General features: G+C 38.5%; 24 protein-coding genes and 2 pseudogenes. 6 read left to right on the forward strand and 20 right to left on the reverse strand.

The window, feature by feature from the left end; all coding sequences use genetic code 11:
• The first annotated feature begins 274 nt into the window (after nucleotides 1–274).
• On the forward strand, nucleotides 275–1,129 hold the full coding sequence (locus L6494_RS01140) for a tetratricopeptide repeat protein (RefSeq protein ID WP_237991054.1): 855 nt from the start codon (nucleotides 275–277) through the stop codon (nucleotides 1,127–1,129).
• Between the two features lie 246 nt (nucleotides 1,130–1,375).
• On the opposite strand, the gene L6494_RS01145 is transcribed toward L6494_RS01140, so the two are convergent.
• The 3 genes from L6494_RS01145 to L6494_RS01155 form a co-directional block, all read right to left on the reverse strand.
• Nucleotides 1,376–1,702 (reverse strand): helix-turn-helix domain-containing protein, encoded by a 327-nt coding sequence (locus L6494_RS01145; protein ID WP_237991055.1) that lies wholly within the window; start codon nucleotides 1,700–1,702, stop codon nucleotides 1,376–1,378.
• The gene (locus tag L6494_RS01150; RefSeq protein WP_237991056.1) at nucleotides 1,699–2,073 is read right to left on the reverse strand and encodes a type II toxin-antitoxin system RelE/ParE family toxin; all 375 of its coding nucleotides are present in this window, start codon (nucleotides 2,071–2,073) and stop codon (nucleotides 1,699–1,701) included. The genes L6494_RS01145 and L6494_RS01150 overlap by 4 nt, the downstream gene beginning before the upstream one ends.
• 293 nt (nucleotides 2,074–2,366) lie before the next feature.
• On the reverse strand, nucleotides 2,367–2,996 hold the full coding sequence (locus L6494_RS01155; RefSeq protein WP_237991057.1) for a TMEM165/GDT1 family protein: 630 nt from the start codon (nucleotides 2,994–2,996) through the stop codon (nucleotides 2,367–2,369).
• Nucleotides 2,997–3,418: 422 nt separating this feature from the next.
• Here L6494_RS01155 and L6494_RS01160 point away from each other — a divergent pair, with 422 nt between their 5' ends.
• Nucleotides 3,419–4,342, forward strand: a complete 924-nt coding sequence (locus L6494_RS01160) for a transposase (RefSeq protein ID WP_237988802.1) — start codon at nucleotides 3,419–3,421, stop codon at nucleotides 4,340–4,342.
• Nucleotides 4,343–4,687: 345 nt separating this feature from the next.
• Here L6494_RS01160 and L6494_RS01165 read toward each other — a convergent pair whose 3' ends face one another.
• The 13 genes and pseudogenes from L6494_RS01165 to L6494_RS01225 all read right to left on the reverse strand — a co-directional run bounded on the left by L6494_RS01165 (nucleotide 4,688) and on the right by L6494_RS01225 (nucleotide 18,006).
• Nucleotides 4,688–5,272, reverse strand: coding sequence for an ISAs1 family transposase (locus L6494_RS01165; RefSeq protein WP_237991058.1), 585 nt, complete (start codon nucleotides 5,270–5,272; stop codon nucleotides 4,688–4,690).
• Between the two features lie 199 nt (nucleotides 5,273–5,471).
• Nucleotides 5,472–6,566, reverse strand: a complete 1,095-nt coding sequence (locus L6494_RS01170) for a glycosyltransferase family 4 protein (RefSeq protein ID WP_237991059.1) — start codon at nucleotides 6,564–6,566, stop codon at nucleotides 5,472–5,474.
• Complete coding sequence (locus tag L6494_RS01175; RefSeq protein ID WP_237991060.1) at nucleotides 6,566–7,369, reverse strand: glycosyltransferase family 4 protein; 804 nt, start codon at nucleotides 7,367–7,369, stop codon at nucleotides 6,566–6,568. Before L6494_RS01175 ends, L6494_RS01170 begins: the two co-directional genes overlap by 1 nt.
• A gap of 193 nt (nucleotides 7,370–7,562) precedes the next feature.
• Nucleotides 7,563–7,727 (reverse strand): hypothetical protein, encoded by a 165-nt coding sequence (locus tag L6494_RS01180; RefSeq protein ID WP_237991061.1) that lies wholly within the window; start codon nucleotides 7,725–7,727, stop codon nucleotides 7,563–7,565.
• Nucleotides 7,708–8,631 (reverse strand): glycosyltransferase family 2 protein, encoded by a 924-nt coding sequence (locus tag L6494_RS01185; RefSeq protein ID WP_237991062.1) that lies wholly within the window; start codon nucleotides 8,629–8,631, stop codon nucleotides 7,708–7,710. Before L6494_RS01185 ends, L6494_RS01180 begins: the two co-directional genes overlap by 20 nt.
• Before the next feature lie 25 nt (nucleotides 8,632–8,656).
• A complete protein-coding gene (locus L6494_RS01190; RefSeq protein ID WP_237991063.1) occupies nucleotides 8,657–10,486 on the reverse strand; it encodes a glycosyltransferase in 1,830 nt (609 codons plus the stop codon).
• A 45-nt stretch (nucleotides 10,487–10,531) separates the two neighbouring features.
• Nucleotides 10,532–13,309 (reverse strand): glycosyltransferase, encoded by a 2,778-nt coding sequence (locus L6494_RS01195; protein ID WP_237991064.1) that lies wholly within the window; start codon nucleotides 13,307–13,309, stop codon nucleotides 10,532–10,534.
• A gap of 64 nt (nucleotides 13,310–13,373) precedes the next feature.
• Nucleotides 13,374–14,114, reverse strand: coding sequence for an ABC transporter ATP-binding protein (locus L6494_RS01200; protein ID WP_237991065.1), 741 nt, complete (start codon nucleotides 14,112–14,114; stop codon nucleotides 13,374–13,376).
• Complete coding sequence (locus tag L6494_RS01205) at nucleotides 14,115–14,909, reverse strand: ABC transporter permease (protein ID WP_442946979.1); 795 nt, start codon at nucleotides 14,907–14,909, stop codon at nucleotides 14,115–14,117.
• A 350-nt stretch (nucleotides 14,910–15,259) separates the two neighbouring features.
• The gene (locus L6494_RS01210; RefSeq protein ID WP_237991067.1) at nucleotides 15,260–15,904 is read right to left on the reverse strand and encodes a Uma2 family endonuclease; all 645 of its coding nucleotides are present in this window, start codon (nucleotides 15,902–15,904) and stop codon (nucleotides 15,260–15,262) included.
• Between the two features lie 69 nt (nucleotides 15,905–15,973).
• Nucleotides 15,974–16,348: pseudogene (locus L6494_RS01215) on the reverse strand (DUF874 family protein); the annotation flags it as partial.
• Nucleotides 16,349–16,808: 460 nt separating this feature from the next.
• A pseudogene (locus L6494_RS01220) lies at nucleotides 16,809–17,198 on the reverse strand (Uma2 family endonuclease); the annotation flags it as partial.
• 37 nt (nucleotides 17,199–17,235) lie between these two features.
• Nucleotides 17,236–18,006: a Uma2 family endonuclease gene (locus L6494_RS01225; protein WP_237995743.1), complete on the reverse strand. Its 771-nt coding sequence runs from the start codon at nucleotides 18,004–18,006 to the stop codon at nucleotides 17,236–17,238.
• A gap of 176 nt (nucleotides 18,007–18,182) precedes the next feature.
• Between L6494_RS01225 and petP the strand changes: the two genes are divergently transcribed.
• From petP to L6494_RS01245, 4 genes are all read left to right on the forward strand, one after another.
• A complete protein-coding gene (gene petP / locus L6494_RS01230) occupies nucleotides 18,183–18,374 on the forward strand; it encodes a cytochrome b6f subunit PetP (protein WP_190706141.1) in 192 nt (63 codons plus the stop codon).
• Nucleotides 18,375–18,461: 87 nt separating this feature from the next.
• Nucleotides 18,462–19,562 (forward strand): Get3/ArsA fold putative tail anchor-mediating ATPase NosAFP, encoded by a 1,101-nt coding sequence (locus tag L6494_RS01235; RefSeq protein ID WP_237991068.1) that lies wholly within the window; start codon nucleotides 18,462–18,464, stop codon nucleotides 19,560–19,562.
• A 160-nt stretch (nucleotides 19,563–19,722) separates the two neighbouring features.
• Nucleotides 19,723–20,721 (forward strand): chlorophyll synthase ChlG, encoded by a 999-nt coding sequence (chlG, locus tag L6494_RS01240; RefSeq protein WP_237991069.1) that lies wholly within the window; start codon nucleotides 19,723–19,725, stop codon nucleotides 20,719–20,721.
• A gap of 127 nt (nucleotides 20,722–20,848) precedes the next feature.
• The gene (locus tag L6494_RS01245) at nucleotides 20,849–21,136 is read left to right on the forward strand and encodes a hypothetical protein (protein WP_237991070.1); all 288 of its coding nucleotides are present in this window, start codon (nucleotides 20,849–20,851) and stop codon (nucleotides 21,134–21,136) included.
• 188 nt (nucleotides 21,137–21,324) lie between these two features.
• Here the strand turns inward: L6494_RS01245 and L6494_RS01250 are convergent, their stop codons facing one another.
• From L6494_RS01250 to L6494_RS01265, 4 genes are all read right to left on the reverse strand, one after another.
• On the reverse strand, nucleotides 21,325–22,278 hold the full coding sequence (locus L6494_RS01250) for an MDR/zinc-dependent alcohol dehydrogenase-like family protein (protein ID WP_237991071.1): 954 nt from the start codon (nucleotides 22,276–22,278) through the stop codon (nucleotides 21,325–21,327).
• A gap of 54 nt (nucleotides 22,279–22,332) precedes the next feature.
• Nucleotides 22,333–22,902 carry a hypothetical protein gene (locus L6494_RS01255; protein WP_237991072.1) on the reverse strand — a complete coding sequence of 190 codons (570 nt, stop codon included), beginning with the start codon at nucleotides 22,900–22,902 and terminating at the stop codon, nucleotides 22,333–22,335.
• A 436-nt stretch (nucleotides 22,903–23,338) separates the two neighbouring features.
• Nucleotides 23,339–23,935 (reverse strand): hypothetical protein, encoded by a 597-nt coding sequence (locus L6494_RS01260; protein WP_237991073.1) that lies wholly within the window; start codon nucleotides 23,933–23,935, stop codon nucleotides 23,339–23,341.
• Nucleotides 23,936–24,195: 260 nt separating this feature from the next.
• Nucleotides 24,196–25,002, reverse strand: coding sequence for an inositol monophosphatase family protein (locus L6494_RS01265; protein ID WP_237991074.1), 807 nt, complete (start codon nucleotides 25,000–25,002; stop codon nucleotides 24,196–24,198).
• Nucleotides 25,003–25,015 lie beyond the last annotated feature (13 nt).

A 25,015-nucleotide genomic window follows, 5' to 3' on the forward strand; every position in this document is an offset into this window, starting at 1 on the left:
TCACAACAGAACGCTCTATACAATTGTAAAGACGCTAAATTGGTCATTCATCATCTAAATGTGTAATTTAGCGTCTTTACGGCAATTTCGGAAGCATATCATAGCTTTTAATATGATGGCTCTCCCTAAAGTAATCACTTAATTTAGCAGTCAAATAATCATTTGTTATAAAATTCACTCTTAATTGGCGGCATTCCGCACAGTTTTTGAAATTTTTAACTTTCTAGTTTGTGTCAATAATAATGAGATGAGAGTTTTGGAGGGGGACAAAATAGTGTCTCAACCGCGCAATCGCTGGATAGTTCAGATCATTCTAGCACTGGCAGTTCTTACTTTTGTAGGTATTTCGTTAGTTCCCATTATTAGTGCGCTCAATGATACGTCATCCTCAACCCCGAATCCGACCAACCCTAGTGATGTCGCTACTTCTAACCAAACATCCAAGTTGCAAGATGAGGTGCGAGGTTATGAACTGGTTTTACAACGAGAGCCAGAAAATCAAACCGCACTCAAGGGTTTATTAGAAGCCCGGCTACAGCTATTGAGTTTAAAACAAGGTGATATCCAAGGAGTAATTCAACCTTTAGAAAAGTTGGCGAAGCTTAATCCGCAGCAGTCAGAGTATGGTGTGCTGTTGGCTCAAGCTAAACAGCAGATTGGTGATAACGAAGGGGCTGCTCAAGCTTATCGAGCCATTTTAGACACGAAACCAGGAGATGTGAAGGCTTTACAAGGAATGGTGGCTCTGCTTGTGAGTCAACAACGTCCAGAAGCTGCTGTAGGCTTGCTGCAAGAGACTCTAACTAATGCTGCTCAAGCTAATACTATTCAACCGGGAAGTGTCGATGTGGTAGCTGTACAGGTATTACTAGGCAATGTTCACTCTAGCCAAAAACGCTATCCTCAAGCTATTTCTGCTTTTGATCAAGCAATTAAGAAAGCTCCCCAAGATTTTCGCCCAGTTTTGGCTAAGGCGATGCTGTTGAAGGAACAGGGTAAAGTCACCGAAGCTAAACCTTTGTTTGATAGTGCTGTTGCTTTAGCTCCTGCTCAATACAAAGATGAGATTAACAAAGCTGCTACTGCATCACCTCCCCCTACCCCTACCCCTACAGCTACACCTAAATAGTATCGCAAAGGTGGTAGCCACTTTCGCTATCTTCGTCCCGAAGGGAAAGTTGAGGGTCAAGGAATTAAAAGAATTGACCCTCAACTGTTATTTATCTAGCTCCATTTTAAGGATTTACTGTGTCAGAATTACTTAATGCTTTCAATCGTATTCATGCCTATCTAGAGAGTAATTATCCAGATGTGGTAGCCAAATTACCTCTAGGTTTACAAGTAGGTCTACCGAAAAGCTGCTTTCCATCCATCCCTATAGCGATATCACCGTTTCAGCAGATTCGCCCTGCGCGTGACGAGAGCGAAGATGTAAAGTGATTTCCGTATCGAGTCGCTTAAGGAAAATGAGCAGTTTACCCTCGCTAAACCGTTGAAACTCTCCTTTCATCAAATGAGATACTTCTGGCTGCGGAATGCCAAGAAGTTCACTGATTTCACGCTGTTTCAGGTTGCGTTGTTTCAAAAGGCGGAGTACCTGAATCCCTATCTTTCCCCTAGTAAAAAGTTCATCTGCATTCGACAAACCGAGATCAGCGAATACATTGCCACTGCTTTCCTCAAAAACGGGTTCTTGTGTCATTCTTGTTTCTCCCTTGCTACCGCATCCTTATAACGTTGTTTAATCAGGTCAACATCAGCCTGTGGGGTTTTAATTCCCTGCTTTGATTTCTTTTGAAAAGCGTGCAGGACATAGATTTTTTCTCCAATCTTTACTGCATAAACAGCCCTGTAAGTATCGGTATCGTAGCGTTTGACGATTTCATACACGCCACTGCCAACCCCCTTAAAAGGCTTGGCATCCATTGGTGTTTCCCCTGCTTGCACCAATTGCAGTGCATACCCTACTGATGCACGCACCTCAAGAGGAAATGAGCGGATATTTTTGAGAGAGTCTCCCATCCAAACAAGAGGTCGTAAAGGAATTTCTATAATATCCTCATCATCTGCCATTTTATATGAAATTTCCTATAAAATCAGTCAGACAATATCATGAAATGTCCCCCGCACCACTAGACAGGTAAATTTTATTTACAGTTGATTCCTGTCTAGATATAGTGTAGACGCTGGTGGAGAGAAAAATGATATCGGTTTTGATAGCAACAATTGATCTTGCAGGGGTACTTGCAGGGGTAAAGAAGCGAGTATAGACAATTAATGCCAGCCCCAACAAGAGCCTCTGCTATTGGTGCAGACTATAAACTTCCAGTCCCCAGTTCTAGTACATTATTTTGAATTTTGAATTGTTAAGCTCCCTCAATGGCAGCAAAAACCCCAAAAATCAAAAATAGGCATCCGCCAGCAAAGGTAAGTTGACGCTCAGAAATACGTCCAGCGATCATTTTGCCACCAATAACGGCGATCGCAGCACAAATGGCATGACCTAAAATAGCCCCTATGGTGACACCAATGACGTTATTCCCTGCGGCTAAGGCAATCGTGGCGATTTGCGTGCGATCGCCCCATTCTGCCATAAATGTCAAAACAAAGGCTTCTATGACAATCGAGAGGGAATTTTTTTGCTTGGGTAGCTGCAATTCGGCTTTTTCTACTGCGGCTTTGGCTTCTGCGATTTCTTCCATCATTTCGCCTTGTTCAGCAGTAGCCGTCATCTTAATAGCTTGGTATAACAGCTTAATACCAAAGGCAAAAAACAATACGATTACAGCATAATGAGTATAAACTTTGGGTAATAGAGAGGCTACTTGTCCAAATAATACCGAAAGAATTGTCATCGCTGCTAAAGCAGCTACCACTCCTATAAATACCAATCGCCGTGAATGGCGCATTGCCAAAATCATAGCGATAAAAAATGTTTTATCCCCTAACTCTGAAACTGTAATTAGTAATAAACCTTGGGTAAAAGCCGTTAGCACTCTCTCAAGCTCCTGAAGAATTGTTTAGGAATGTGAGCTTGATGAATGCCAAAAGACCTCACCAAGCTCACATTTTTGTGAACTTAGTGAAGGTCTCGCTACCAAATATTAATTATTTGTCATTTGAACCAGGCTCATCGCCAGTATGTTGATTCAAATGTACTGGCTGGGAAATTCTTTGCCAGTTGCTACTCCCCTTCTATGAGACAAATATTATATCTATTTGTAGGTATGAGTCAAGCAAGAATTTTCTGACTTTGAAAATTAGCTGACTTTTCACGGGATCTGGAAAACCCCTCTCCAAACCTCTCCCCTACAAGGCTACGGTGTACACACAAGTGCTACCCACATACATTAGACATCTCCAAAATAGTATTATTCTGTGATAAAAGAACATTAAAGCGTTATTTTGACACAGAAGCATGAGCAATATACTGAATTACATTGAAGAGAATCCTAAACAAACCCAAAGGTTAATAGGTCTGGAATATGAACAGTTACAACAATTAATCATAAATGGGGAAAGATTATATCATGAAAAAAAAGCTTTACTGGAATCTAAGAAAGTGAGAATTATTGCTGGTGGAGGAGGTCGGAAACCAAAATTATCTATTTCTGAACAAATCATTTTAACTTTAGTGTATCTCCGACATCTGACAACCTTTCAACTTCTAGGTATTCAGTTTGAAGTAAGTGAGTCTACAGCCAACGATACGTTTAACTATTGGTTGCCTAACTTGCGAGAATTACTGCCATCAAGTTTGCTTGAACAAGTAAAAAAAAACGCTTCTGACTATGAAGTAGTAAAAGAAATGCTCACAGAATATGAATTAATAGTAGATAGCTATGAACAAGTCAGAGAAAGACCTAGAGACAATGATGAACAAAAGAAATATTTTTCAGGTAAGAAGAGTAATCATACATTTAAAACTCAAATGATTATTTTACCTGATGCTAGTGATATCGTTGATGTTGTGGCAGGTGAACCTGGTCCAAAAAGCGATATAACTTTGTTCCGAGAATATCGTTCAGAGTTTGATGCCAAACAAAGATTTAAAGGAGATAAGGCATATCTTGGAGAAGATTTAATTACAACTCCAATTAAGAAACCAAGAAATCAAGAACTAACAACTGAACAGAAAGAACAGAACAAAATATTTTCATCTAAACGAATCTTTGTTGAACATCGAATACGGTCAGTCAAAATCTTTCGAGTTGTCCAAGAGAGATTTAGGTTAAATACCCGCAAATATAAGCAAGTAATTTTGACGATTTGTGGGCTAGTAAGGTTACGGATTCGAGGGCTAATATTACCATTAGAAATATCAGCTATATCATCAGGTTAAAATTATCGCATATAACTAGATATTTTTGCCTAATTATCAACAGCAAATATCTCAAAGTCTTATTTCATCGTACAGAATAGCTAATTTAAGATGATTGCATTTAGTGGCTACAGCCTAGCCAAACAAAGGCTTTGACTGTTTTCGGAGATGTCTATTTCAGAACGATTCGTTTTAACCCAACCCAATCATTGGAGATATGATCCAAATTATCAAACACCGATACCCGACGTTGAGTCAAGAGATCGCGTGTTTGCTCGAAACTTCTATCGACGCTAGTAGGCTGGGATAACTTGAGATTTTGCTGTATCTGCTTGTATAAATTAGGTTGATTACCTTTAACTGCAATTACGTAATCATTGCAACGGTCGATAATTTGTTTGATAGTTTTTTTTGACAATGAAGCGCATCAAAACTAAAGACTACATCTTTTAAATTCAATGCTGCAATTAAATTTTGGACTGTGGCAATTTCACTTGTCTGCTTGTTGTTCATGGTCTGTAACCCAACAACGAGACCTTGTTTGCTACTAAATATTGATACCACACTTATAAATGATTGGTAGGCACTACTATAGTCTTTGACTGTAGCTTTGATGCTTTTACCATCAGTCGCTAGCCATTCAAATTCGCTTAACTCCACGTACTGGTTTGCCCAACAATTAAATACTTGTGTCAAGTCATTAAAGTTCACACGCATCATTACACGTCGAATTGTTGAATAAGATGGGACTCGTTCTTTAGGTATCTCCAATGTTTCAATTAAAGATTGTTTATGCCGTTTGACGAAATCTCCCAACCCTCTGTAACCAAGACAACCACTCATTGTTCCCATGATTACTAGCAACAACACAAACCATAATGGATGTCTTTGTCCCTTTTTCGTGCGAAAATCCCTAACTTTTTTGAGTTCTTCAATCAAGCCTGCTGTCATAGATACCCCCGGACAAGAAAGTCGAAAGTCTGATTGGCACTTGGGTGCGGCGTAGCCGCACCCTCGCTTAAGTTTGTTGCCTCAGTTTCGATTAAATCATTTTTCTTCCAAGAATGAAACAGCCCTGCTAGTAGGGAAGGGGGTTAGGGGGTTAGGTTTCACGTTAGCTTTTTCACATAACGTGAAAAGTCAATGAGAATTAGAGATATCGAGATAAGACTTCGACCGTAGCAAGTCCAGTTTTTTCCCAACTAAATTGATTGGCTCTAGCAATACCTTGGGTAGAAAGATGCAACCGCAATGCTAAATTAGCAGCAATCATCTGCATCGCGTCGGTGATTTCTGCTGTGTTGTAGGGATTAATGAGAATCGCTGCATCACCAGCCACTTCTGGAAGCGAAGAAAGATTAGAAGTAATCACAGGAGTACCGCAAGCCATTGCTTCTAGGACAGGGAAACCGAAGCCTTCCCACAGACTGGGGAAAACAAGTGCGATCGCTTGATTAATAATGGTGGGTAATTCACTGTAAGCTACATAGTCGAGGAACTTGACCTGATGAGTTATCCCTAATTCTTCAATTTGTGTTTGTAGAAGCGGGGTATAACGGTTGTCAGTTGGGCCTGCTAGCCATAGTTCGTAGTCGTCGTTATGAGGTAACGCAGCAAAGGCGGCGATAAGACGATGTAGATTTTTGTGTGGGTCGTGTCTACCAATGTAGAGAAAGTAATTGCGAGTTGGTAAATTGAGATAGCGAAAGTGAGTGTGATCGTGCGCTAGGGGGATGGGAGTAATTTTGCTGGCTGGGATTTGGTAAAAGTCGATAATGTCACTAGCTGTAGCCTGAGAGTTACAGATAATATGTTGCGACTGCTGCAAAACTTGAGGAACGTAGTAACGATGATACGGCGTTAACGGTGAGAAACGTTTGGGAAAACGCAACGGTATTAAGTCATGAGACATCACCACAAAACGGCAATTAGTATAAAGCGGTGCTTCTGGTAAAGGAGAGAATAAAAGATGGGATTTTAACTCGTGATAAATTCTCGGTACTTGCAACTGTGTCCACACTAAGCGGCGAAAATGTCCTTTAGTACCATGAGCAGGTGTTAAATTATTTGGTACAGAATAGCACTTAAATTCAGGGTAATTGTTAGGTGTTAATAAAGTGGGGTTAAGAGATTTTAAATAAGGAAAAAGATTATGAGCATAGTTACTTATACCTGTGGGTTGGGATAAGAGTATAGATAAGTTAATAATTAACTGATTAGATGAGTAAATCTCTGCTATATTCATCAAATAATGGTTCTATAAGCCTTTAATGTTTCTCTTGCAGTTCGTTCCCAAGTAAATAATTTTGCTCTTTCTTTACCTCTATTAATTAAATCTTGTCGTAACTGGCGATCGCTAATTACTTTTAATATCGCTTCTGCTAGTTGCATAGAGTCTTGAGGGTCAATCAAAATAGCTGCATCTCCCGCAACTTCGGGAATTGAGGAAGTATTAGAACTAACAACCGGCGCACCTAATGTCATTGCTTCCAATACAGGTAGACCAAATCCCTCATAATGAGATGGATAAACAAAAACATCTGCTTTTGAGTAAAATAATGCTACTAATTCATCGGATAAGTAATCTAGATGATGAATTTCATTTTTCCAAGGCGAACTTTCAATAGCAGCAAATATTGGTTCATAACTCCAGCCTTTTTTACCAATTAATACTAATTGATGTTCAATTTTATAATTCTGCTTCAATAAATTAAAGGCTGTGATTATAGAATTAATATTTTTTCTTGGTTCTATAGTGCTAACAAAGAGTAAATATGGTTTATTAAAATCATATTTACTCTGTTTTTCTAAACAATGAAGATTGTTATTATATAAATAGTTATGATGGTAACGACTAGCTAAAGGAGTAACATAAACCTTTTCTGCTGCTACTCCTAAATATTCAATAATGTCCTTTTTAGAGCTTTCTGAAATAGTTAAAATTAAATCTGTCCATTGAAGGTTATGCTGAATTTGGACTTCATATTTTTTAGCCCCTGAGTCTACATATTCTGGGTATTTCTGAAAAGTTAAGTCATATATATTCATAACCTTGAGACTTTGAGAATATGGATAAACACTATGATTTGTCCCATGAATTATTTCTGGATTATTTAAATAGTTATTTAAGTGATAGGAGAATAATTGAGGTAATAATTTTATGCAAAGATTAGATAATCTGACTGGACAAGGAATGATATCAATCTTGCTATATTTTCCTAGTGATGTAGGAACAGAACTATTACCCTTTAACCAGTTTTTTGAAGCGAGGTTGATAAACTATGGATAATTGAAACTGCTCAGAAGACTGTAGCTGAAACAGCGCATCTATTAAATTTAATACGTAAAAACCTACGCCAGTTTGCTCTAATGTTATAGGTGTAGCATCAATTGTTACTTTCAGCATTCGGCCATTTCGTTCTTCTAAACCAAGATAATTTCGGGAAAAACCACCAAAATACCATTTTAGCAATGATAAGAGGAGATATAAACTTTTTCTTAGTTTTGTATTCTAATAAAGTTGTTTGAATCAAAGCTTTACTAAAATCTTTGAGTTGACTGTCATTAAATCTATTTAAATTGGTTGTTTCCTCTACTTTAACTAGGGCATATCCTAGCAACCAACTGTCAGGTATTCTTCTAAACTTATTTTGGAACATATCAGTGATTTCACGATGAGCCACTAATCTACTACCAAGTGTTTTATTGGAAGAATACATCCGTGAACCAGCAAATGTATGAGTAATATATTTAAATTTATGATGTTCTCCATAGCGCAACCATAGTTCATAATCCATACAGTAGTTTAAGGATATGTCTAAGTTGCCTAATTTTTCAACTAAGGTTCGTCTAAAAAAAACTGCTGGTTGACAAACATAACAAGTTTCTTTGAGCCTTTGATAATTCCAAGGTTCTGTAGGAAAAGGTTGTATGATTTTATCAAATTCATCTATCCAATTTGCATTGCCATAAATAACTTGTACATCCGAGTTATTTTCAAATACTTGTTTAACAATTTTAAAAGTACCTGGATAATAAATATCATCCGAATTAATCCAGGCGATAATTTCGCCAGTAGTCATCGCTATTCCTTTATTGATAGCATCGGATTGTCCCTGATCCGGTTCTGATATCCAGCGAAGTTGGCTATTATATTTATTTAATATACTTATAGTTTCATCCTCACTACCACCATCACAAATCATGTACTCCATGTCATCAACTTCTTGACATAGCACACTTTGTATAGTTCTTTCAATAAAACGACCCTGACGAAAAGAAGGTGTAACAACACTAAATTGTAAATTCATACAAATTCAAAATGCAGAGAGAAAGTTAATTTTCTTTTTCTAAGCAGGCATACAAACAATCTCCTAACAAAAGTCTATCTAATACTAACCAAGAAAATATATTCGCACCTTTTGCACCTTGCCACACATCTTCATCTAAATTGACAATGTTATGAGAAGCAATGCCGCCAAGCCCTCTTACTGCTAATTGGTCGCTAAGATATATCCAATGAATGGGAGTAGATGTTTTGAACCATCTGATTCTATAGCCTGATTTTTTTGCCAGATATTTAATTGACTGACGATGAAAGGCAACTGCATGAAATGGAATATGCCAATGAGCCCATACAGGACCATAATATTGCCATAACCAAAAACTGCCGAGATTGGGTACTGAAATGTATATACTACCACTTGATTTTAATTTTGATCTTAAAATTTCAAGTGTTTTTCCGGGATTGTCGAAATGCTCTAATGCTTGATTAAGGACAATGGCATCAAATGCTTCCGAAGGTATTTCTGAATTAGTAATATCCCCACAATAAATTTTAAATCCTTTTTTTGCTGCTGTTTTAGAAGCAATTGTATTCAATTCTGTACCTGATAGATTGTTATAACCACAGTAGCGATACCACTCTAAAACTCTACCTTCAAAGCATCCAATTTCTAAAATAGCTGCATTTTTATTTTCAAAAATTGGCACTATATCATCGTGATTATTTTTGAATGATTTATGTATAAATTTAAAAGTTTTACCAAGTAATTTCCAAGGTTTACGATTTAATAGACTGGAACGTCTATAGGGACTGTAATAGACTGCTGGCGGGTCTATGTTGTCTATAATAGAAGATGAAGAATAAGTCTTTTCATATAATTCCTGGAGTGTCCCTGCTTCAGGGAAAGGAAAAGTGTAAACAGAGCGACAATTACTGCATTTGTAGAGGCGGTAAATTGTGCGGTCTCCAAATCTAGTATCTGGGGTGGAAAATAACAACCGTTCAGGTTGAGACTGGCAAATAGGACAAATATTTTTTTTAAGAGACTTTTCTTGCGGACTAATAACACTTGCCCATTCTAAATCTGCATTTTCCAAATACCATACAGGAGTACGAAATAAGTTTAAGTAAATATTTTTAAATTTGCAAAAAGCCCCTATGAAAAAAAATTTGATTTTGTCTTGTACACTAATGGTTTTTAAAAAAGCATCAAGTGCTTTATGTACTTCATCCATGTAAAATGTCCAGTTACTTATGGAAAGTTGTCCTTTACGGATGCGAAAACAACTTGCATGGCCTGGCAACATTTCTAACTTGAACTTAGCTGATATCCTTAACCATAAATCATAATCTCCAGCTAGTTTAAAACTTCGATTAATTCCTCCTACAGCTTGATAGGCAGTTTTTCTAAAAAAACAGCCATCTTGATAGAGAATATGTCCTCTCATAAGCTGGTAAGTACTAACATATTTTTGTGGTTTGTTAGGCACTCTCCATCCATCTTTAATTACAGTATCTTCAAAGTATATAAACTGAGATTGTTTAAATTTTTGAAAATGCTCTCCTACTCGAAAAAGAGCATTGGGTTCAAACAAATCATCACTATTGAGCCATGAAAATATTTCACCTGTTGCAATTTCAAATCCCTTAGCAACAGCATCATACATTGTCTTATCTTTACCTATAATAACTTTGGAAAAATGTTGACTGTAGGAGTTGATTATATCAATAGAAGAATCAGTTGAACCGCCATCAACAATAATATATTCTAAGTTTGGATATCCTTGCTCAATAACTGATAGAATTGTCTCTTCTAAAGTAGAAGCTTGATTTAAATTAGGTGTGACTACCGTAATTTTTGGAAGTTGATTCATTTTCATTTAAAATTTTTGTAAATAGACTACCAAATTACTAACAAATTCTTACTAACGATGAATGGTTAAAATTACTTTAATTTTTTTTACAAACCTATATAATAAACCTGAAGCTGGTATTTTTTTAATTAATTTCTTATACCTTTTAGCTTTTTGTAGAAGTTGTGAATCTTGATGTAAGCTAATCAATACTTCCTCTAAAGAAGAACGTGATGATAGTTGTAGTGCATTAGACTCAATATTGGGATTAAGTTTTTTTTGATTTTCTATATATGCATCCATCAAATCATTAAGTCGTCCAGTTGCACTAAAATAACTCGGTAGTTTTTTGCGATAAAAACTTTGAGCTATTTCTTGATATTCTTGTTCTTTTCTACAGGCTAGCCAGTGCGTGATTGCAAATAAAAATTCTAACTTTACCCCTGCACCTAAATTCTCTTGGAAATATTTTGTTGTCCAACTCGATGGGTGTATTCTGTAGTAAATTAAAGGCTCGCTAATAAGAGGGATTGACCACTTAGTTGAAATTTTAGTAAATAGAATCCAATCTTCTGCTTGATGAGCAATAGACTCAGGTAATAGACCTGACCACAATAAAACACTACGATGAGTTATGAATGTAGAATTAACCACAGGACAACCATTTTGTAGAGAATCAAAGGTATAAGGTGCAGGAATTCTGTGTTGCAGATCAATAGTTTGATAGTCACCTGTAATCTCATTACTGTTCCACCCAATCACAGGTTGACCGTCGGAATCAACATTGTATCCATAACTACAAGCACATAAATACTCAGGATTCTGCCTCAGCCACTTGACCTGAGTTAATGTTTTATTAGGTAAAAAAGCATCATCAGCATCTAAAAATGCAATCCATTCTCCTTTGGATTCAATTATGCCTAAGTTTCGAGAAGCAGCTACTCCCTTATTCAATTTTCCGGGATGAGTTAGTACCCGCATCTGGATAGGCGAAACTTCTGCTAACAAATTAGCTAAGTTGTAGGTTTCATCAGTAGAGCCATCATCAATAACAATAAGTTCCAAATGAATATTATCTGTAGTTTCTTGTCGCCATACAGATATAACTGCATTACTAAGAAATTTTTCTGCATTGTAAGCAGGTATAATAACTGAAACCAGCCCCTCTTCGTAGGGATATTTAAATAAAGGAGGCTTTTCAACACTACGAGACTGAGCAAGTAATAGCCATCTGATGGGATTATCTACAATATCTTGCAACTGTTGGGTTAGGCTATCGCAAGTTTCTTGTATAACTTGGTGTTGCTCTCTATAATAGTTAAGCTCTGATTGCGTTTTTTGTAATTGAGATTGAAATTTATATAAATCTTGTCGTAAATTTTGAATTATGTCTTCACTTTTCAAGTAATCTGCAAACATTTCTTGTGGCGATAATTTTTCAAAAATCCCACTCAATTCGCTACCAACATAATTATCTGGTAAATTGGATACTAATTCAACGTTGGTATCCTTTTGAATATTCTTATCACTAGAAATATGTTCATTAGATAAAGTCATAGATATGTCTTTTTCATAAGTTACTAAATCCTGATATAGCTCTAAATATCGTGATGCCTGAACTGAGAGGGGATATTTTTCTTGAATAACCTTGCGGCTATTTTCTCCCATCATTTGACATTTGTAAGGAGACAAAGCGCAATCAACAATTGCCTCTGCCATTTTAAACGTATTTCCGACTGGGATAATCTTACCTGTAATATCATCTTCAACTACGTCAGGAATAACTCCCACATTGAAGCCTATTACTGGCGTACCGCAACTCATTGCTTCCAATGTAGTAAAGCCAAAATTTTCTTCTAAAGAAGTTTGTACAAAAATATCAGCAGATGAGTATATTTCTTGTAGTTGTTTATCTGATTCCGTATAACCTATATTTATTAAAGGTATGGGGATTGATTCTAATTTCTCTAATGCAAGATAACCAAAACAAACTAATTTAATTTTATTATTTAATACTAAGTTGTAAAATTTTTCGTTTTCAAGACATTGCTGAAGAGATGTCAATAACTCTGCAAACCCTTTTCTCTTTTCTTCACAAGAGTGAGCACCAAAAAGTATGATGAAATCCTCACTATTTGCTCCTATATTTCTCTTCGCTTCAAGTTTTGATAAAGGACTAAAAATATCAGTTTCTAAAGAATTAGGTATTACTTCAATTCGATTATTTTTGAATAATTTGCTCTGTCTTACATGATCTGCCATCCATTTGCTAGGGGTTACAATAGTCAGATTGTAATCGGCAAAAAGCTCTAGCTTTTCTTGCAATATACTTCCAGGCAAATTATAAGGGTCATGAATTAGTTGAGGACATTTCACACAATCTTGTTTATATTTTTCACAGCCAGCAGCGTAATGACATCCACCTGTAAAAGGCCACATATCGGGAAATTTCCAAATTACAGGTTTCCCCAAGGAAAAAAGTTTTTGCAGTGTCAATGGAGATTGAAAATTAGTAATCCAATGTAAATTAATAATATCTGCATTTATTATTTGTTCATTACTAGTTATATCTATCCCAGGATAAGGAAATGAAAATAAAGTATTCGATATAGAAGTTCTATTAGAATTTATATAACTCTTCTGAATCGCAGAAATATATAGTTTTTGAATATCGCTAGGTTCTTCTGTATTTGTAAAGGAAACACAAGTAACTGTAGGATCTAGCGAATGTTTATATTTTACAATCACATGAGAATTTTGCCCAGATTCAAGTAATCCTTTGTGTAGTCGATAAGTACCTCTGGCTGCTCCACCTTGAATATCGTATGTATTGACATGAACTATTTTCATTACTGCTGTTAATCCTTATATATAAATCAAATATTTCTTATTGAATGAAGTTTATCAAAATTATTTAACTTGAATTAACTTGCTGTAAGTATGAATTTACTATTTGATGTGATGTTCCCATCAATTTCACCTTTCCGTTATCTAACCAAATTGCTTGCTCGCAAGATGTTTGTATAAACCCTAAATCATGCGAAACTACCAACACTGTCGTATCTCCATTCCAAAACTTATCAATTCTTTGCTTACACTTATTTTTAAAACTTTCATCTCCTACAGATAAAACCTCATCTAAAATCAAAATATCTGGCTGTATGTCAGTAGCAATAGAGAAGCCCAAACGAGCCACCATACCCGAAGATAACCCCTTCACTGGAACTAAAGCATAATCCTCTAATTCTGCAAACTCTAAAATAGACTGCACTCTTTCTTTCATCTCCGCTCTGGAAAAACCAAGTAATACACCATAAAGGAAGATATTATCCATTACAGAAATTTCTGGATCAAATCCTGCACCGAGTTCAATTAGAGGGGCAATTTTGCCTCTAACTCTGATTGTGCCGCTTGTTGGCTGTAAAATCGCACAGATTATTTTTAGTAGTGTTGATTTACCTGAACCATTTGCGCCGATAATTCCTACTTTTTCGCCCGAATTGATAACCAAATTAATTTGATCAAGAACTAATTTGCGTGCAGGCTGACGATACTTACCTTCAATAATTGATAAAAGTGTTTTCTTGAGATCGTAAGAAAACTCCTCTTGAGTTCGCCGCAACAGTGAAACTTGATCGAGACGAATAACTTCCATTTATAGTAAATCCATAAACTGATGTCGCCACATATGAAAACAAGCCCATCCCAAGGACAAAATTATTATGCCACTGAGTAAAGCCCCCCAAATTAAACTCAGATCAGGTAAATTTCCAGATAAGGTAATTTGACGTAGACTTTCAATAATGGGTGATAGAGGATTTAATCCTAAAAATGGTTTTACCTGGGGAGGTACAATGGCTGCTGGGTAAAATACAGGGCTACTAATCCAAAGGACAAAGACAACTAATTCATAGAAGTAAGGTAAATCTCTAAAAAACACATACAGCGCACTAACTAGAAATCCTACTCCAGTACAAACTAAAATTAACGATAGGAAAGGAAAAAGTAGTGCTAGGACATTGACGAAACTTTTAGAATTAATAAGAGCGATCACTGCCAATAATGGAAATGCTCCGACTGCAAACTGAAAGACATTTGCTACAATCATTGAGACTGGGAAAACACTGACAGGTAAGCGAATTTTGTTTAGCAATGCCCCATTGCCTACTACACTTGACAAAGCTTGGGATGTAGAGGCTGAGAAAAAATTAATCACCACTAAGCCAGTGAAGGCTGCTAGCACGTAGTTCAGTATAGAATTGCCATAATAAGAAGCAAATGTTGCTCCGAAAATCGCACTGTATAGTGCTGTCATAATTAACGGGTTCAATAGCGACCAATATACGCCTAATAAAGAGCCTCGATAACGCACTTTGAGATTACGCGTGACCAAGACGTGCAGCAACTCCCAGTAGCGGCGCACTTGTAGCCAATTTATACTTTTTTGCATTGAAAGCGTCATTCGCAAACACCACCACACTCAAGTCATTCGCGCATTCTATCGTATTAGCAAGTACATTGCTGCATGAGACTAGCACTATAAAGTATATTTCTCAAAATCTGACGGAGTATCAGTCACATTGATCAAAGTCTTGCCTCAATCCATCACCACATAATACATCCGCACGACCAGTTTAATGATCAGTGTAGTTCCTCAAACTATTTGTCGAAATTATTAATTTCTTTAAACATATAAATTCAGGAAAGTCAACCACAATAACAAATATACTCTGGTTATCTTTCTCACTGTAGGTTGTCTGGATCAATTCCTCGCGATGTCTAAAGACAAGCCGCTTCGCGTCAACGCAAATACTCTGCCAGTCTATCAGCTCGTTGGCGTTCTTGTTCAGCTCGTTGACGTTCTTGTTGTAATTGTTGAGCTAGTTCTGTAGGTATCAGTAATTTATCAGCCGTATCTAGACGATAAAATCCCAATAATTGCTCCTCAACTCTCACCTGCAATTCTAAAGGTTGACATATGCCATCAGTAATTAATTGATAAGTCTCACCCTCTAATCTATATCCCTTTAACTTTTCTGGAATCCATTCGCCTTTGGGGTCAAATAACCAATATTCTAGAATACCTAACTGTTCATAGAGGTTTTTCTTTTGCTCCTGGTCTTGTTTTTGTGTTCCTTGAGAAGTCATTTCAAAAACTACCTGGGGAACTTGACCTTCTTCCCAGACTTTATAACTGTCCCGACCTCCTGGTGGTACATCAAAAATTACCATCACATCTGGTGCAACTCTTAACCTAGGAAAACCTTGAGCGTAGTAGAGAAACTGATTAGCCAGGACAGTTGCTTGTCTGCCTGCCAAGTATTGTTTTATAACTTCTAGAGTGGTAAGAATTGCGTAGAGATGGATGTAAGATTCTGCCAATGGTTCACCGTCTGCACTGGGATATTCGATGTTGGGATTGACTAATTTGATGGTTGTTGTCATAGCTACCTCTTGCTAGGGTAGATTATCTGGCTCAATTCCTTGCGATGTCTAAAGACAAGCCGCTTCGCGTCAACGCAAATACTCTGCCAGTCTATCAGCCCGTTGACGTTCTTGTTCAGCCCGTTGACGTTCCTGTTCAGCCCGTTGACATTCCTGTTCAGCCCGTTGACGTTCCTGTTCTACTTTCTCATTGAATGTTGGTAGCCAACCTGCTGTATTATACCAACGCAACCATAAACCACTTGTCTGCTGATAAATACCCTGCCAAAGACCTAAACCTAGTTCTAACTCTTCCAACCAAAATCGTTTTTCTGCTAAAGGTACGGCTTCATAACGAGTACCATTGAGTCGAAACGCCCGCAAATTATTTTCGTAGCGGTCATAGACAACGTAGTAGGGAACGCGCAAAATCCGTTCATAAACTTCCCACTTAGTTGGAGGTTTATACGGTGTAGGTTGAAAACCCCGGAGAGAGAGCAACGTAGTTGCAATTTTCGTGCTTTAGACCGGGGATGAAAACCACTCTGGCAGGGTTTACCCTGCCGTGATGCAATATGGTAAAATTGAGAACGTGGAGGGGTAATCAACCACATTAAAAACCCTACACTGCTTAACAGCAATCTGTACCTTGACAATTGAAGATATGGGTTCTATTCCATAGTTCTAGTTTCTTGCCCAGGAATAGGTAAAATCTTCATGGGAACTAGACGACACAGAATTTTACGGGGATATAGCAATATGCCCCTAACAAACAAATTCTTGGAGCAATCCAACTACGGTAGGGCATACCGAAAGTCAACGCTTGAGGAGAGAACCACCTCTGGGTTAGATACCGCAAGGGGTCTAATCTAAGTGGACTCGTAGAACCAAGAATCTCCGTGTCTTTAGACCGGAGAGTGTCAATTACTTCTCGTAGTGTTGTCCCTAAATCTTCCTGTTCTGTACCTGGGGAGAGTAATTCAACTACTAAAAATGGAGCAACCCCCTCTTGCCAAATAACATAACTTAAACGTAAGTCTTGCTGTTGATTAGCATTTGGTACTCCCAAAACCATGTACCAATCAGGACGCTTGTACCACAAAGTACGGCGGGGATCATAGTAAAGGTTTAAGTCGCTAGCAAGTAAAATTTCCTCCGGTGAATAGTTAGGAGGCTGACAAGTCTCACTCAGCAAATCTGCCTGTATGCAATGAAATTCGTCTGGCAAACCTGATTCCCCTACTAATTCACTGGGTAAATCATACATCGTTGGCATAGTTTCTTGTGGCGGACGAGATGGATTAGTTTGATACATGATTGCTACCTCAACGATATTAAATGCCAGTGTTCGCTTAACTTAAACTATCTGGGTCAACGCCTAGAGAACGCAAATATTCTACCAAACGATGCGATCGCTCCTGTTCTTGTTGCAATCGTAATTCAGTACCCGATACCTGTTGTTGTACCTCAGATAATTGTTGCTGTACCTCAGATAACTGTTGTTGTGCTTCAGATGCTTGCTGTTGTATTGCTATAGCAACTTCTTGTGGTGTTGGTACTAAATCGCCGTCAGCAGTAAAGTAACGAAGTTTACTATTTTCTACACCCAAATACAGACCAAGTACCTCACTCCAACGCCAGCCACGCTCATCAGCTAGGATTTCTTGATATCTATTGCCTATCAACTCAAAACCAGCAAATTCTAAACTTTCCGGCGAAAACCAAAAATATTCCGGTGTATGAAATCGATTTTCATACAGGCTTTTCTTCAAATTCCGGTCAATATCAGCCGTACTCTCAGAAAGTAATTCAATAATTAAATCTGGATAACGCCCATCTTCTTCCCAAACTACCCAGGAATTGCGGGGACGTTTTTCGGTGTCCTTGACTAAAAAGAAATCTGGTCCACGGAAATCTCGATTTCGCAACTGCTGACGGCTAAAGTATATTGTCAGATTTGCACCGATGAAATAGTCATTTTGATCGCGCCACAGCCATTCTAAACAAGTGACTAATAGCAATAGCTGCATATAATGCAACGAAGTTTCCATTTCTGGCTCATCACTTAATAACCGAGTTGCATCGGGCATTTGTTGTTCTAGCTGTTGCGCTGTGACAAACATGGTCTTATACCTGACTGCGTATTGATTTAATTTTAAGCTAGTATCTGTCCCCAGTCCCCAGTCCCCAGTCCCCAGTCCCCAATCCCCAATCCCCAATCCCCAATCCCCAAATCCTGTAACCGATGAGTACCAGATTCAGCTAAACTGATTGTTGGTTTATTGCGTTTTATGTCGGTATGGAAATCGGACAAAAGGTTAAGGTGTTTCGTTTGCGCGATCGCGTTTCTGCTCCCATCGCTCAGAAACTAGGTAAAGTTGGTATTATTGAAGGCTACAAAGTCACCGATGGTCAAGGCATTGGTGTAGTGGTGAAGTTTGACGATAATAGTTCCACTTGGTTTTTTGATGATGAAATCAAACCAGTGTAGTCATAGCCACTCTAGGTAGAAGCTAAGGTTATTTGCCTAGTGCTAAGTTGGAGTTGAAAAGATCGGCGGTTATTGGAAATCAAGATAATGTCCCAGATATTGACATTTTTGGGCGAAAGCAGCATTGCTCGTACCAAAATAGCGATCGCTGCTGCTAAGTCATTGGCGAGTCAAGGTAAGCGCGTACTTCTAGCAGGATTGGCAGAACCAGTATTATCAATCCTGTTAGATCAACCCCTAACACCTGACCCTCAAGAAATTACACCCAATCTAGAAGTAGTACAGTTCCAAGCATCTGTACTACTAGAGCGCAATTGGGATGAAGTAAAAAAACTTGAGGCGCAATACCTCAGAACCCCTATCATCAAAGATGTCTACGGTCAAGAACTGGTAGTATTACCAGGCATGGATAATGCCCTGGCTCTTAATGCCATCCGTGAATATGATGCCAGTGGTAAGTATGATGCAATTATCTACAATGGCACAGGTGACGCATCTACCTTGCGGATGTTGGGTTTACCAGAATCTTTGAGCTGGTATATCCGCCGATTTCGGCAATTAGTAGTCAACTCTGACTTAGGTAAGAGTATTGCAGAATCACCCTTGGTTCAACCGCTAATTAGCAGCTTTTTTAACTTCAACTGGACAGCAGATAACTTTGCTCACCCTACCAATCAAGTTAATAATTTCTTAGATAAGGGAAGAGATGCCCTAGCTGACCCCAACCGCGTAGTAGCTTTTTTAGTGACTACAGGAGATCCCTTAGAAGTAGCAAGCGGCCGTTATTTGTGGGGAAGCGCGCAACAAGTCGGTTTAACAATTGGTGGCGTAATTCAAATCTCTAGCCAGGGAAACACTGACTTGTCGGAAGAATTTACACCCTTAAAGGTAAGTGTTGTTCCTGACTTGACAAATGGTAATTGGCAACCATTAATAGATGCTCTACCTAATTTTGTCGAGCAAGCAGTACAAGCCCCCAACCCAATTACAATCGATGTCCACAACCTCCAGGTACGCTTGTTTTTGCCTGGATTTGATAAAAAACAAGTCAAACTCACCCAGTATGGGCCAGAAGTCACTGTGGAAGCAGGCGACCAACGGCGGAACGTCTTCCTACCACCAGCATTGAGTGGTAGACCAATCACTGGGGCTAAGTTTCAAAATAATTATTTGATCATTTCTTTTTAGGATTGGGGACAAATAAATTCAAAATTCAAAATTCAAAATTTAAACCCTTTTAGGAGGAAATTAATAGGTAAAAGGTAACAAACCAAAAACAATCTTTTTACCTTTGACTTTTGAATTTTGACTTTTTCTTGCCCAATTCCCAAATTCATAATTAATCCTTATGTCAGAACTCACTCCCATTACTCCCGATTCTAAATCTGAAGCAAGTGACCGCACTGCTAAAACCCGGCAGTTACTGGGGATGAAAGGTGCAGCACCGGGGGAAACCTCGATTTGGAAAATTCGCCTGCAATTGATGAAGCCGATTACCTGGATTCCCTTAATTTGGGGTGTGGTCTGTGGTGCGGCTTCTTCTGGTAACTACACTTGGACTTTGGAAAATGTCCTCAAGGCTGCTGCTTGTATGTTGCTATCTGGGCCGTTACTGACGGGTTATACTCAAACCCTAAATGATTTTTACGATCGCGAAATTGATGCCATCAATGAACCCTATCGCCCCATCCCTTCCGGCGCAATTTCCGTACCTCAGGTAGTTAGCCAGATTATCTTCTTATTTATTGCTGGCATTTCCCTGTCCTTTGTGTTGGATTTATGGGCAGGTCATGAATTTCCCAATGTCACAGTTTTAGCGATATTTGGTACTTTTATTGCCTTTATCTACTCTGCACCACCTCTGAAGCTAAAACAAAACGGCTGGTTGGGTAACTACGCCTTGGGTGCTAGCTACATCGCCTTACCTTGGTGGGCTGGTCATGCTTTATTTGGTGAACTCAACTGGAAAATCATGGTTATCACCTTGATTTACAGCATGGCAGGATTAGGAATTGCCATTGTTAATGATTTTAAGAGTGTAGAAGGCGATCGCCAACTCGGTCTACAATCTTTACCTGTAATGTTCGGTATCGATAAAGCCGCCTGGATTTGTGTGGTGATGATTGATGTCTTTCAAGGCTTGATAGCTGCTTATCTGGTGAGTATCCATGAAAATTTGTATGCAGCGATTTTGGTACTGTTAATCATTCCCCAAATCACCTTCCAGGATATGTACTTTTTGCGTGACCCTTTAAAAAATGATGTGAAATACCAAGCCAGCGCACAACCATTCTTGGTTTTAGGGATGCTAGTAGCAGGTTTAGCATTAGGTCATGCTGGAATTTAAAGGTGACAGGTGATAGGTGACAGGTGACAGTTATTGATGCCCAATCAATACTTCTGTAGCGAGAAGCTAGGTTGAAAGAGTTAGGAGTTAATATACTTCTAGCTCTTCATTTTTATCAGAAATTGCCGTGCTGGAATTGATAGTTTTACTAATCAGAGGCATCCAACCATTTTTAGTACCCATTTGCTTTGTTGGTGCTTGGATGCTCATTTCTCTTGTTGTTTGGGGTCTATGGACAGCTGCACGAGACAGTATCACCACAGCCAAACAAATGCACCAGATACCCTGTACAGGTTGCCAGTTTTTCACCGATGACTACCGCCTCAAATGCACTGTCCACCCATCTAAAGCGAATACAGAAGAGGCGATTCATTGTTGTGATTTTCAACCCAAGACAAATCCTTATTTGTACTAGGGATATAGGGGACAGGGGACAGGGGACAGGGGACAGGTGACAGGTGACAGGTGAAAAGAAAGCAGGGGAAGCAGGGGGAGCAGGGGGAGAAAAATACAATGCCCAATAATGCCTACTCATTACTCACTACTCATTACTCACTACTCATTACTCATTACTCATTACTCATTACTCAGCACTCCCCACTCCTAACTAATTTCCAACAATACCTTTAAAACCCCTCGGCGTTGGGCTTGTGCAAAAGCCTCTAGTGCTTCGTTGAGGGGGTAGCTGGCATGAATTAGCGGTTTTACGTCTACTTTCTCTGCTGCTAATAAATCCAGTGCTGCTGGAAAAGGGCCACAACGAGAACCGATAAGAGTAATTTCATCTACTACCAAAGCAGAAGCATCGAAGCTGAGGTTGCCTGCATAGGTACTTTTCAGTACGAGAGTACCACGAGGACGTAGGGCGCGACGAGCGATCGCAAATCCTTCTGGATTGCCAGTACATTCTACGGAAATATCAAAAGTTCTATCTGTAACAGTATCAACTAAACCAGTTTTTATTCCCCTCGCCTCTAAATTAGCAAGTTTGTCTTGGTGACGACCAACCACTAAGAGTTGACAACCAGTTAAAGCTAGTGTCTGCGCTACTAACTGCCCCAGTTTGCCATCTCCTACTACTAGCACACGGTCATCTGCACATATGCTCACTTGCTGCTGAATTTCTAGTGCAGCTGCTAAAGGTTCGGTAAAAGTTGCAATATCTGTTGGTACATTTTCTGGTACGGGATGAAGATTTTCTACTGGTAAACAAAGATAGTCAGCAAATGCGCCGTGACGATTGACAATACCCAATACTGTGCGGTTTTCGCAGTGGGTTGGTTGTCCCCGACGACAGAAACGGCAATGACCACAAACAGCATTAATTTCACCGACTACGCGCTGATTAACGAGATGTTTTGGCCCCTGTTCAACCAACCCGACAAATTCGTGTCCTAAAACACCAGTATAAGGATAGTAGCCCCTCAGTAATTCTAAGTCAGTATTACAAATTCCCGCACGTAAAACGCGCACAAGGGCTTCCCCTGCTGGTGGTTCAGGAATTTGTATATCTGTACGCAGTTGTAATTGGTTATTTTCCAGCCAGAGTCCTTTCATAATCTTTTCTAGTCAGACACTCACAGGCATTTTAACCACAATCGATGTTAGGAATTAACTTTCTAACTCAGATAGACTGGGAAATTTGAGTTCAGCTTTGCTTAACCAAATTATTAGATCATTGGAATGCACTGCAATCTCGCTTCCCAAGGTTTTGATATATAAAAGTCCGTCACTAATAATTAAGTCTCGAATGGGATACCAAGAACTACGTGTACGGATCAATAGATCCATCGGAATACCTAACTGTAATTTATTTTTACGAAATCTCCACCAAGCCCGCCACAGATACACTGATTTAGTACAGTGCATACGATATCCTTTGGGCAATGGACAGTATTGATACTGGTAGCAATAGCGTTCATCCATTTGCCCTGTGAGAATATAGCTGTAATCGGCCAAGGCCTCGTTCATTAATTCCCAGTAGGATGAAGTCGATTTAATGGAAAATTCCAGTGTTTTCTGCGTAAGTTGGGCAGTAGCAATCACACCTTCAGCTTTAGCTATGACTTGGTTACTTTTATATGCTGTTTGCGCCTGTAAAGAAGCGTTGGCTAACAAAACTTCTTTCTTTTGGATAGATTGATCAACAAACTCTCTTAATAAATCTAAGTTAGATAACATGGCTGTTTTATATTGAATGCACCATTTTTACTTAAGCCGTGGCTTATTGTCAGTAAGCAATTACCGTAATATCACTATTACTAAATAATCGTTGTAATTATGATTATACCCAAACCCGATTTTAAATTTGTAAATATACGGTGAACTATTTTGATTCTTCAAAATAGTCTAGGACAGGTATTAAAGTTTTCATGAACAACTCTTATATCGTTTTTTTAAGATATTTTGTAAACTACTATTTGATAATTTGTTAGATAAAAAATAAAGTTTTTATATTAATTTAGTATAAATACTGAAAGTATTTACATTTCAGTAACAATCAAGCAGATAATAGAGCGATTCCTATCATCACTATCTACTTAAAAAGTTAAAATCTGTCTTGCAAAGGGTAGTAGGTAATAGAGAATTGGCAATAGGGATAGGGAAGGTTAAAAATCTACTGACTAATGACTAATGACTCTGGCATATTTTCAATACAAATATCTGGTTGAGAATTTGCTTCAATTTTGCTTAACCAAATAACTAAATCGTTAGAATCTAATGACATTTCACTAACTAAGGTCTTAATATAAATCAGACCATCACTAATCATTAACTCTTTAATTCCATACCATGAGTTCCTTGTTCTGATTAAGATATCTAATGGAACTTGTATCTGGGAAGCATATTTACGGTATTTCCACCAAGTTTGCCACAATCCAACAGATGTAGTACATCGAAGTTCATAACCTTGTGGTATGGAACATTGTTGATATTGATAGTAACCCTGGTTATCTACTTCCCCTGTACATATATAGTTGTATTCTGCCAATGTTTCATTCATGACTTCCCAATAAGATGAAGTTGCATAAATCAAAAAATCAGATGGTGTGTGATCCATTTTGGCAGCAGCAATCACACCCTCTTTTTTAGAAATTAATTGGTTACTTTTATAAACCATCTGCGCTTTCAAATAAGCATTTGCTAATAAAACTTCTTTCTTTTGGATAGATTGGACAATAAACTCTCGGATTAAAGCTAAATTAGATAACATAATTTTTGATACCCAACGAGCAACTTCTGTTTATAAAAAAGGAAATTCAGTGTGCCAGTATTAATTAAGTTGCTATTGACAGTTAAAAGTACACAATCAACAGCTAGTGATGTCATCAGCTAATGACACCATCTAATTACATATACGTGGTAAACCTGTAAGATCCTGAAAAAATACCCAAGTCACCTGTAAAAATTTTTGCGGTAGGTGACTTGGGCTAATAGGAAGTAGTTGGTAACAAAAAAAGCTGTAAAAATTTGTTAGATTTTTATCTTTTGGGTAAAGGGGGTAAAAAATGGCACTAATTCCGAGCGACTGACAACAAGGGTAGGGAAAGAGCGATCGCTATAATCTTCTGCTGATACCAAGGGAAATGGCTGTGAGTCCAGGGATATCCAGCTACCGCCAGCCGCTTGCACAATCACCCAAACCCCAGCTATATCCCATACTTTGGGTGTTGCTTCCACACCTCCTAAAGTCGCCCCAGCCGCAACGGTGAGGAAATTATAGCTAGCTACACCCAGCATCCGAATTTTGCAGGGAAAGCCTTGTTCCACTACAGCCAAGCTGCGGGAACAGAGATTAAAAAAATGATTGCTGCTGGGAGCATCAATACTGGTATGAATGGGGTGATGATTGAGAAATGCTCCCGATGGTGTAGTTAAACCAGAATTACCTGCCCAAAATCCGTGAAAGGCTTGATTGAGAGGTGGGACATAGACATAACCAAAAATTGGGACACCTCGATACAATAAAGCTAGAGAAATTGACCAGATGGGAATACCCCGTGTAAAGTTGGTTGTTCCATCCAGAGGATCAATTACCCAGCACCATTCTGTCCCAGGAAAAACCCGTTCTCCTTCTTCACTCAAAATTCCATAACCAGAGAAAGTAGAAGCGATCGCATCCCGAATTTCTTGATCAGCCCATTGATCAGCCTGTGTCACCAAGCTACCATCAGCTTTTTGTACAGCCTGTACCTGGCCATAATCTTCCATTAGTCGCTTTCCCACCCTGGTAGTAGTGGTTTGGGCGAAATCGAGAACTGTTGTCCAAAAGTCGTTCATTGATAAATTCTCA

The organism is Nostoc sp. UHCC 0870, assembly GCF_022063185.1.
Lineage (GTDB): Bacteria > Cyanobacteriota > Cyanobacteriia > Cyanobacteriales > Nostocaceae > Trichormus.

Bases quoted from the DNA above. Each gene is read 5' to 3' on its own strand.
- L6494_RS01200 (WP_237991065.1), bottom strand. From the start codon at position 14,114: ATGGAAGTTATTCGTCTCGATCAAGTTTCACTGTTGCGGCGAACTCAA.
- L6494_RS01205 (WP_442946979.1), bottom strand. From the start codon at position 14,909: ATGCAAAAAAGTATAAATTGGCTACAAGTGCGCCGCTACTGGGAGTTG.
- L6494_RS01160 (WP_237988802.1), top strand. From the start codon at position 3,419: ATGAGCAATATACTGAATTACATTGAAGAGAATCCTAAACAAACCCAA.
- L6494_RS01190 (WP_237991063.1), bottom strand. From the start codon at position 10,486: ATGAAAATGAATCAACTTCCAAAAATTACGGTAGTCACACCTAATTTA.
- L6494_RS01225 (WP_237995743.1), bottom strand. From the start codon at position 18,006: ATGTTTGTCACAGCGCAACAGCTAGAACAACAAATGCCCGATGCAACT.
- chlG (WP_237991069.1), top strand. From the start codon at position 19,723: ATGTCAGAACTCACTCCCATTACTCCCGATTCTAAATCTGAAGCAAGT.
- L6494_RS01175 (WP_237991060.1), bottom strand. From the start codon at position 7,369: ATGAATATATATGACTTAACTTTTCAGAAATACCCAGAATATGTAGAC.
- L6494_RS01260 (WP_237991073.1), bottom strand. From the start codon at position 23,935: ATGTTATCTAATTTAGCTTTAATCCGAGAGTTTATTGTCCAATCTATC.
- L6494_RS01265 (WP_237991074.1), bottom strand. From the start codon at position 25,002: ATGAACGACTTTTGGACAACAGTTCTCGATTTCGCCCAAACCACTACT.
- L6494_RS01235 (WP_237991068.1), top strand. From the start codon at position 18,462: ATGTCCCAGATATTGACATTTTTGGGCGAAAGCAGCATTGCTCGTACC.
- L6494_RS01250 (WP_237991071.1), bottom strand. From the start codon at position 22,278: ATGAAAGGACTCTGGCTGGAAAATAACCAATTACAACTGCGTACAGAT.
- L6494_RS01210 (WP_237991067.1), bottom strand. From the start codon at position 15,904: ATGACAACAACCATCAAATTAGTCAATCCCAACATCGAATATCCCAGT.
- L6494_RS01165 (WP_237991058.1), bottom strand. From the start codon at position 5,272: ATGACAGCAGGCTTGATTGAAGAACTCAAAAAAGTTAGGGATTTTCGC.
- L6494_RS01170 (WP_237991059.1), bottom strand. From the start codon at position 6,566: ATGAATATAGCAGAGATTTACTCATCTAATCAGTTAATTATTAACTTA.
- L6494_RS01195 (WP_237991064.1), bottom strand. From the start codon at position 13,309: ATGAAAATAGTTCATGTCAATACATACGATATTCAAGGTGGAGCAGCC.
- L6494_RS01150 (WP_237991056.1), bottom strand. From the start codon at position 2,073: ATGGCAGATGATGAGGATATTATAGAAATTCCTTTACGACCTCTTGTT.
- petP (WP_190706141.1), top strand. From the start codon at position 18,183: ATGGAAATCGGACAAAAGGTTAAGGTGTTTCGTTTGCGCGATCGCGTT.
- L6494_RS01180 (WP_237991061.1), bottom strand. From the start codon at position 7,727: ATGCTGAAAGTAACAATTGATGCTACACCTATAACATTAGAGCAAACT.
- L6494_RS01185 (WP_237991062.1), bottom strand. From the start codon at position 8,631: ATGAATTTACAATTTAGTGTTGTTACACCTTCTTTTCGTCAGGGTCGT.
- L6494_RS01255 (WP_237991072.1), bottom strand. From the start codon at position 22,902: ATGTTATCTAACTTAGATTTATTAAGAGAGTTTGTTGATCAATCTATC.
- L6494_RS01145 (WP_237991055.1), bottom strand. From the start codon at position 1,702: ATGACACAAGAACCCGTTTTTGAGGAAAGCAGTGGCAATGTATTCGCT.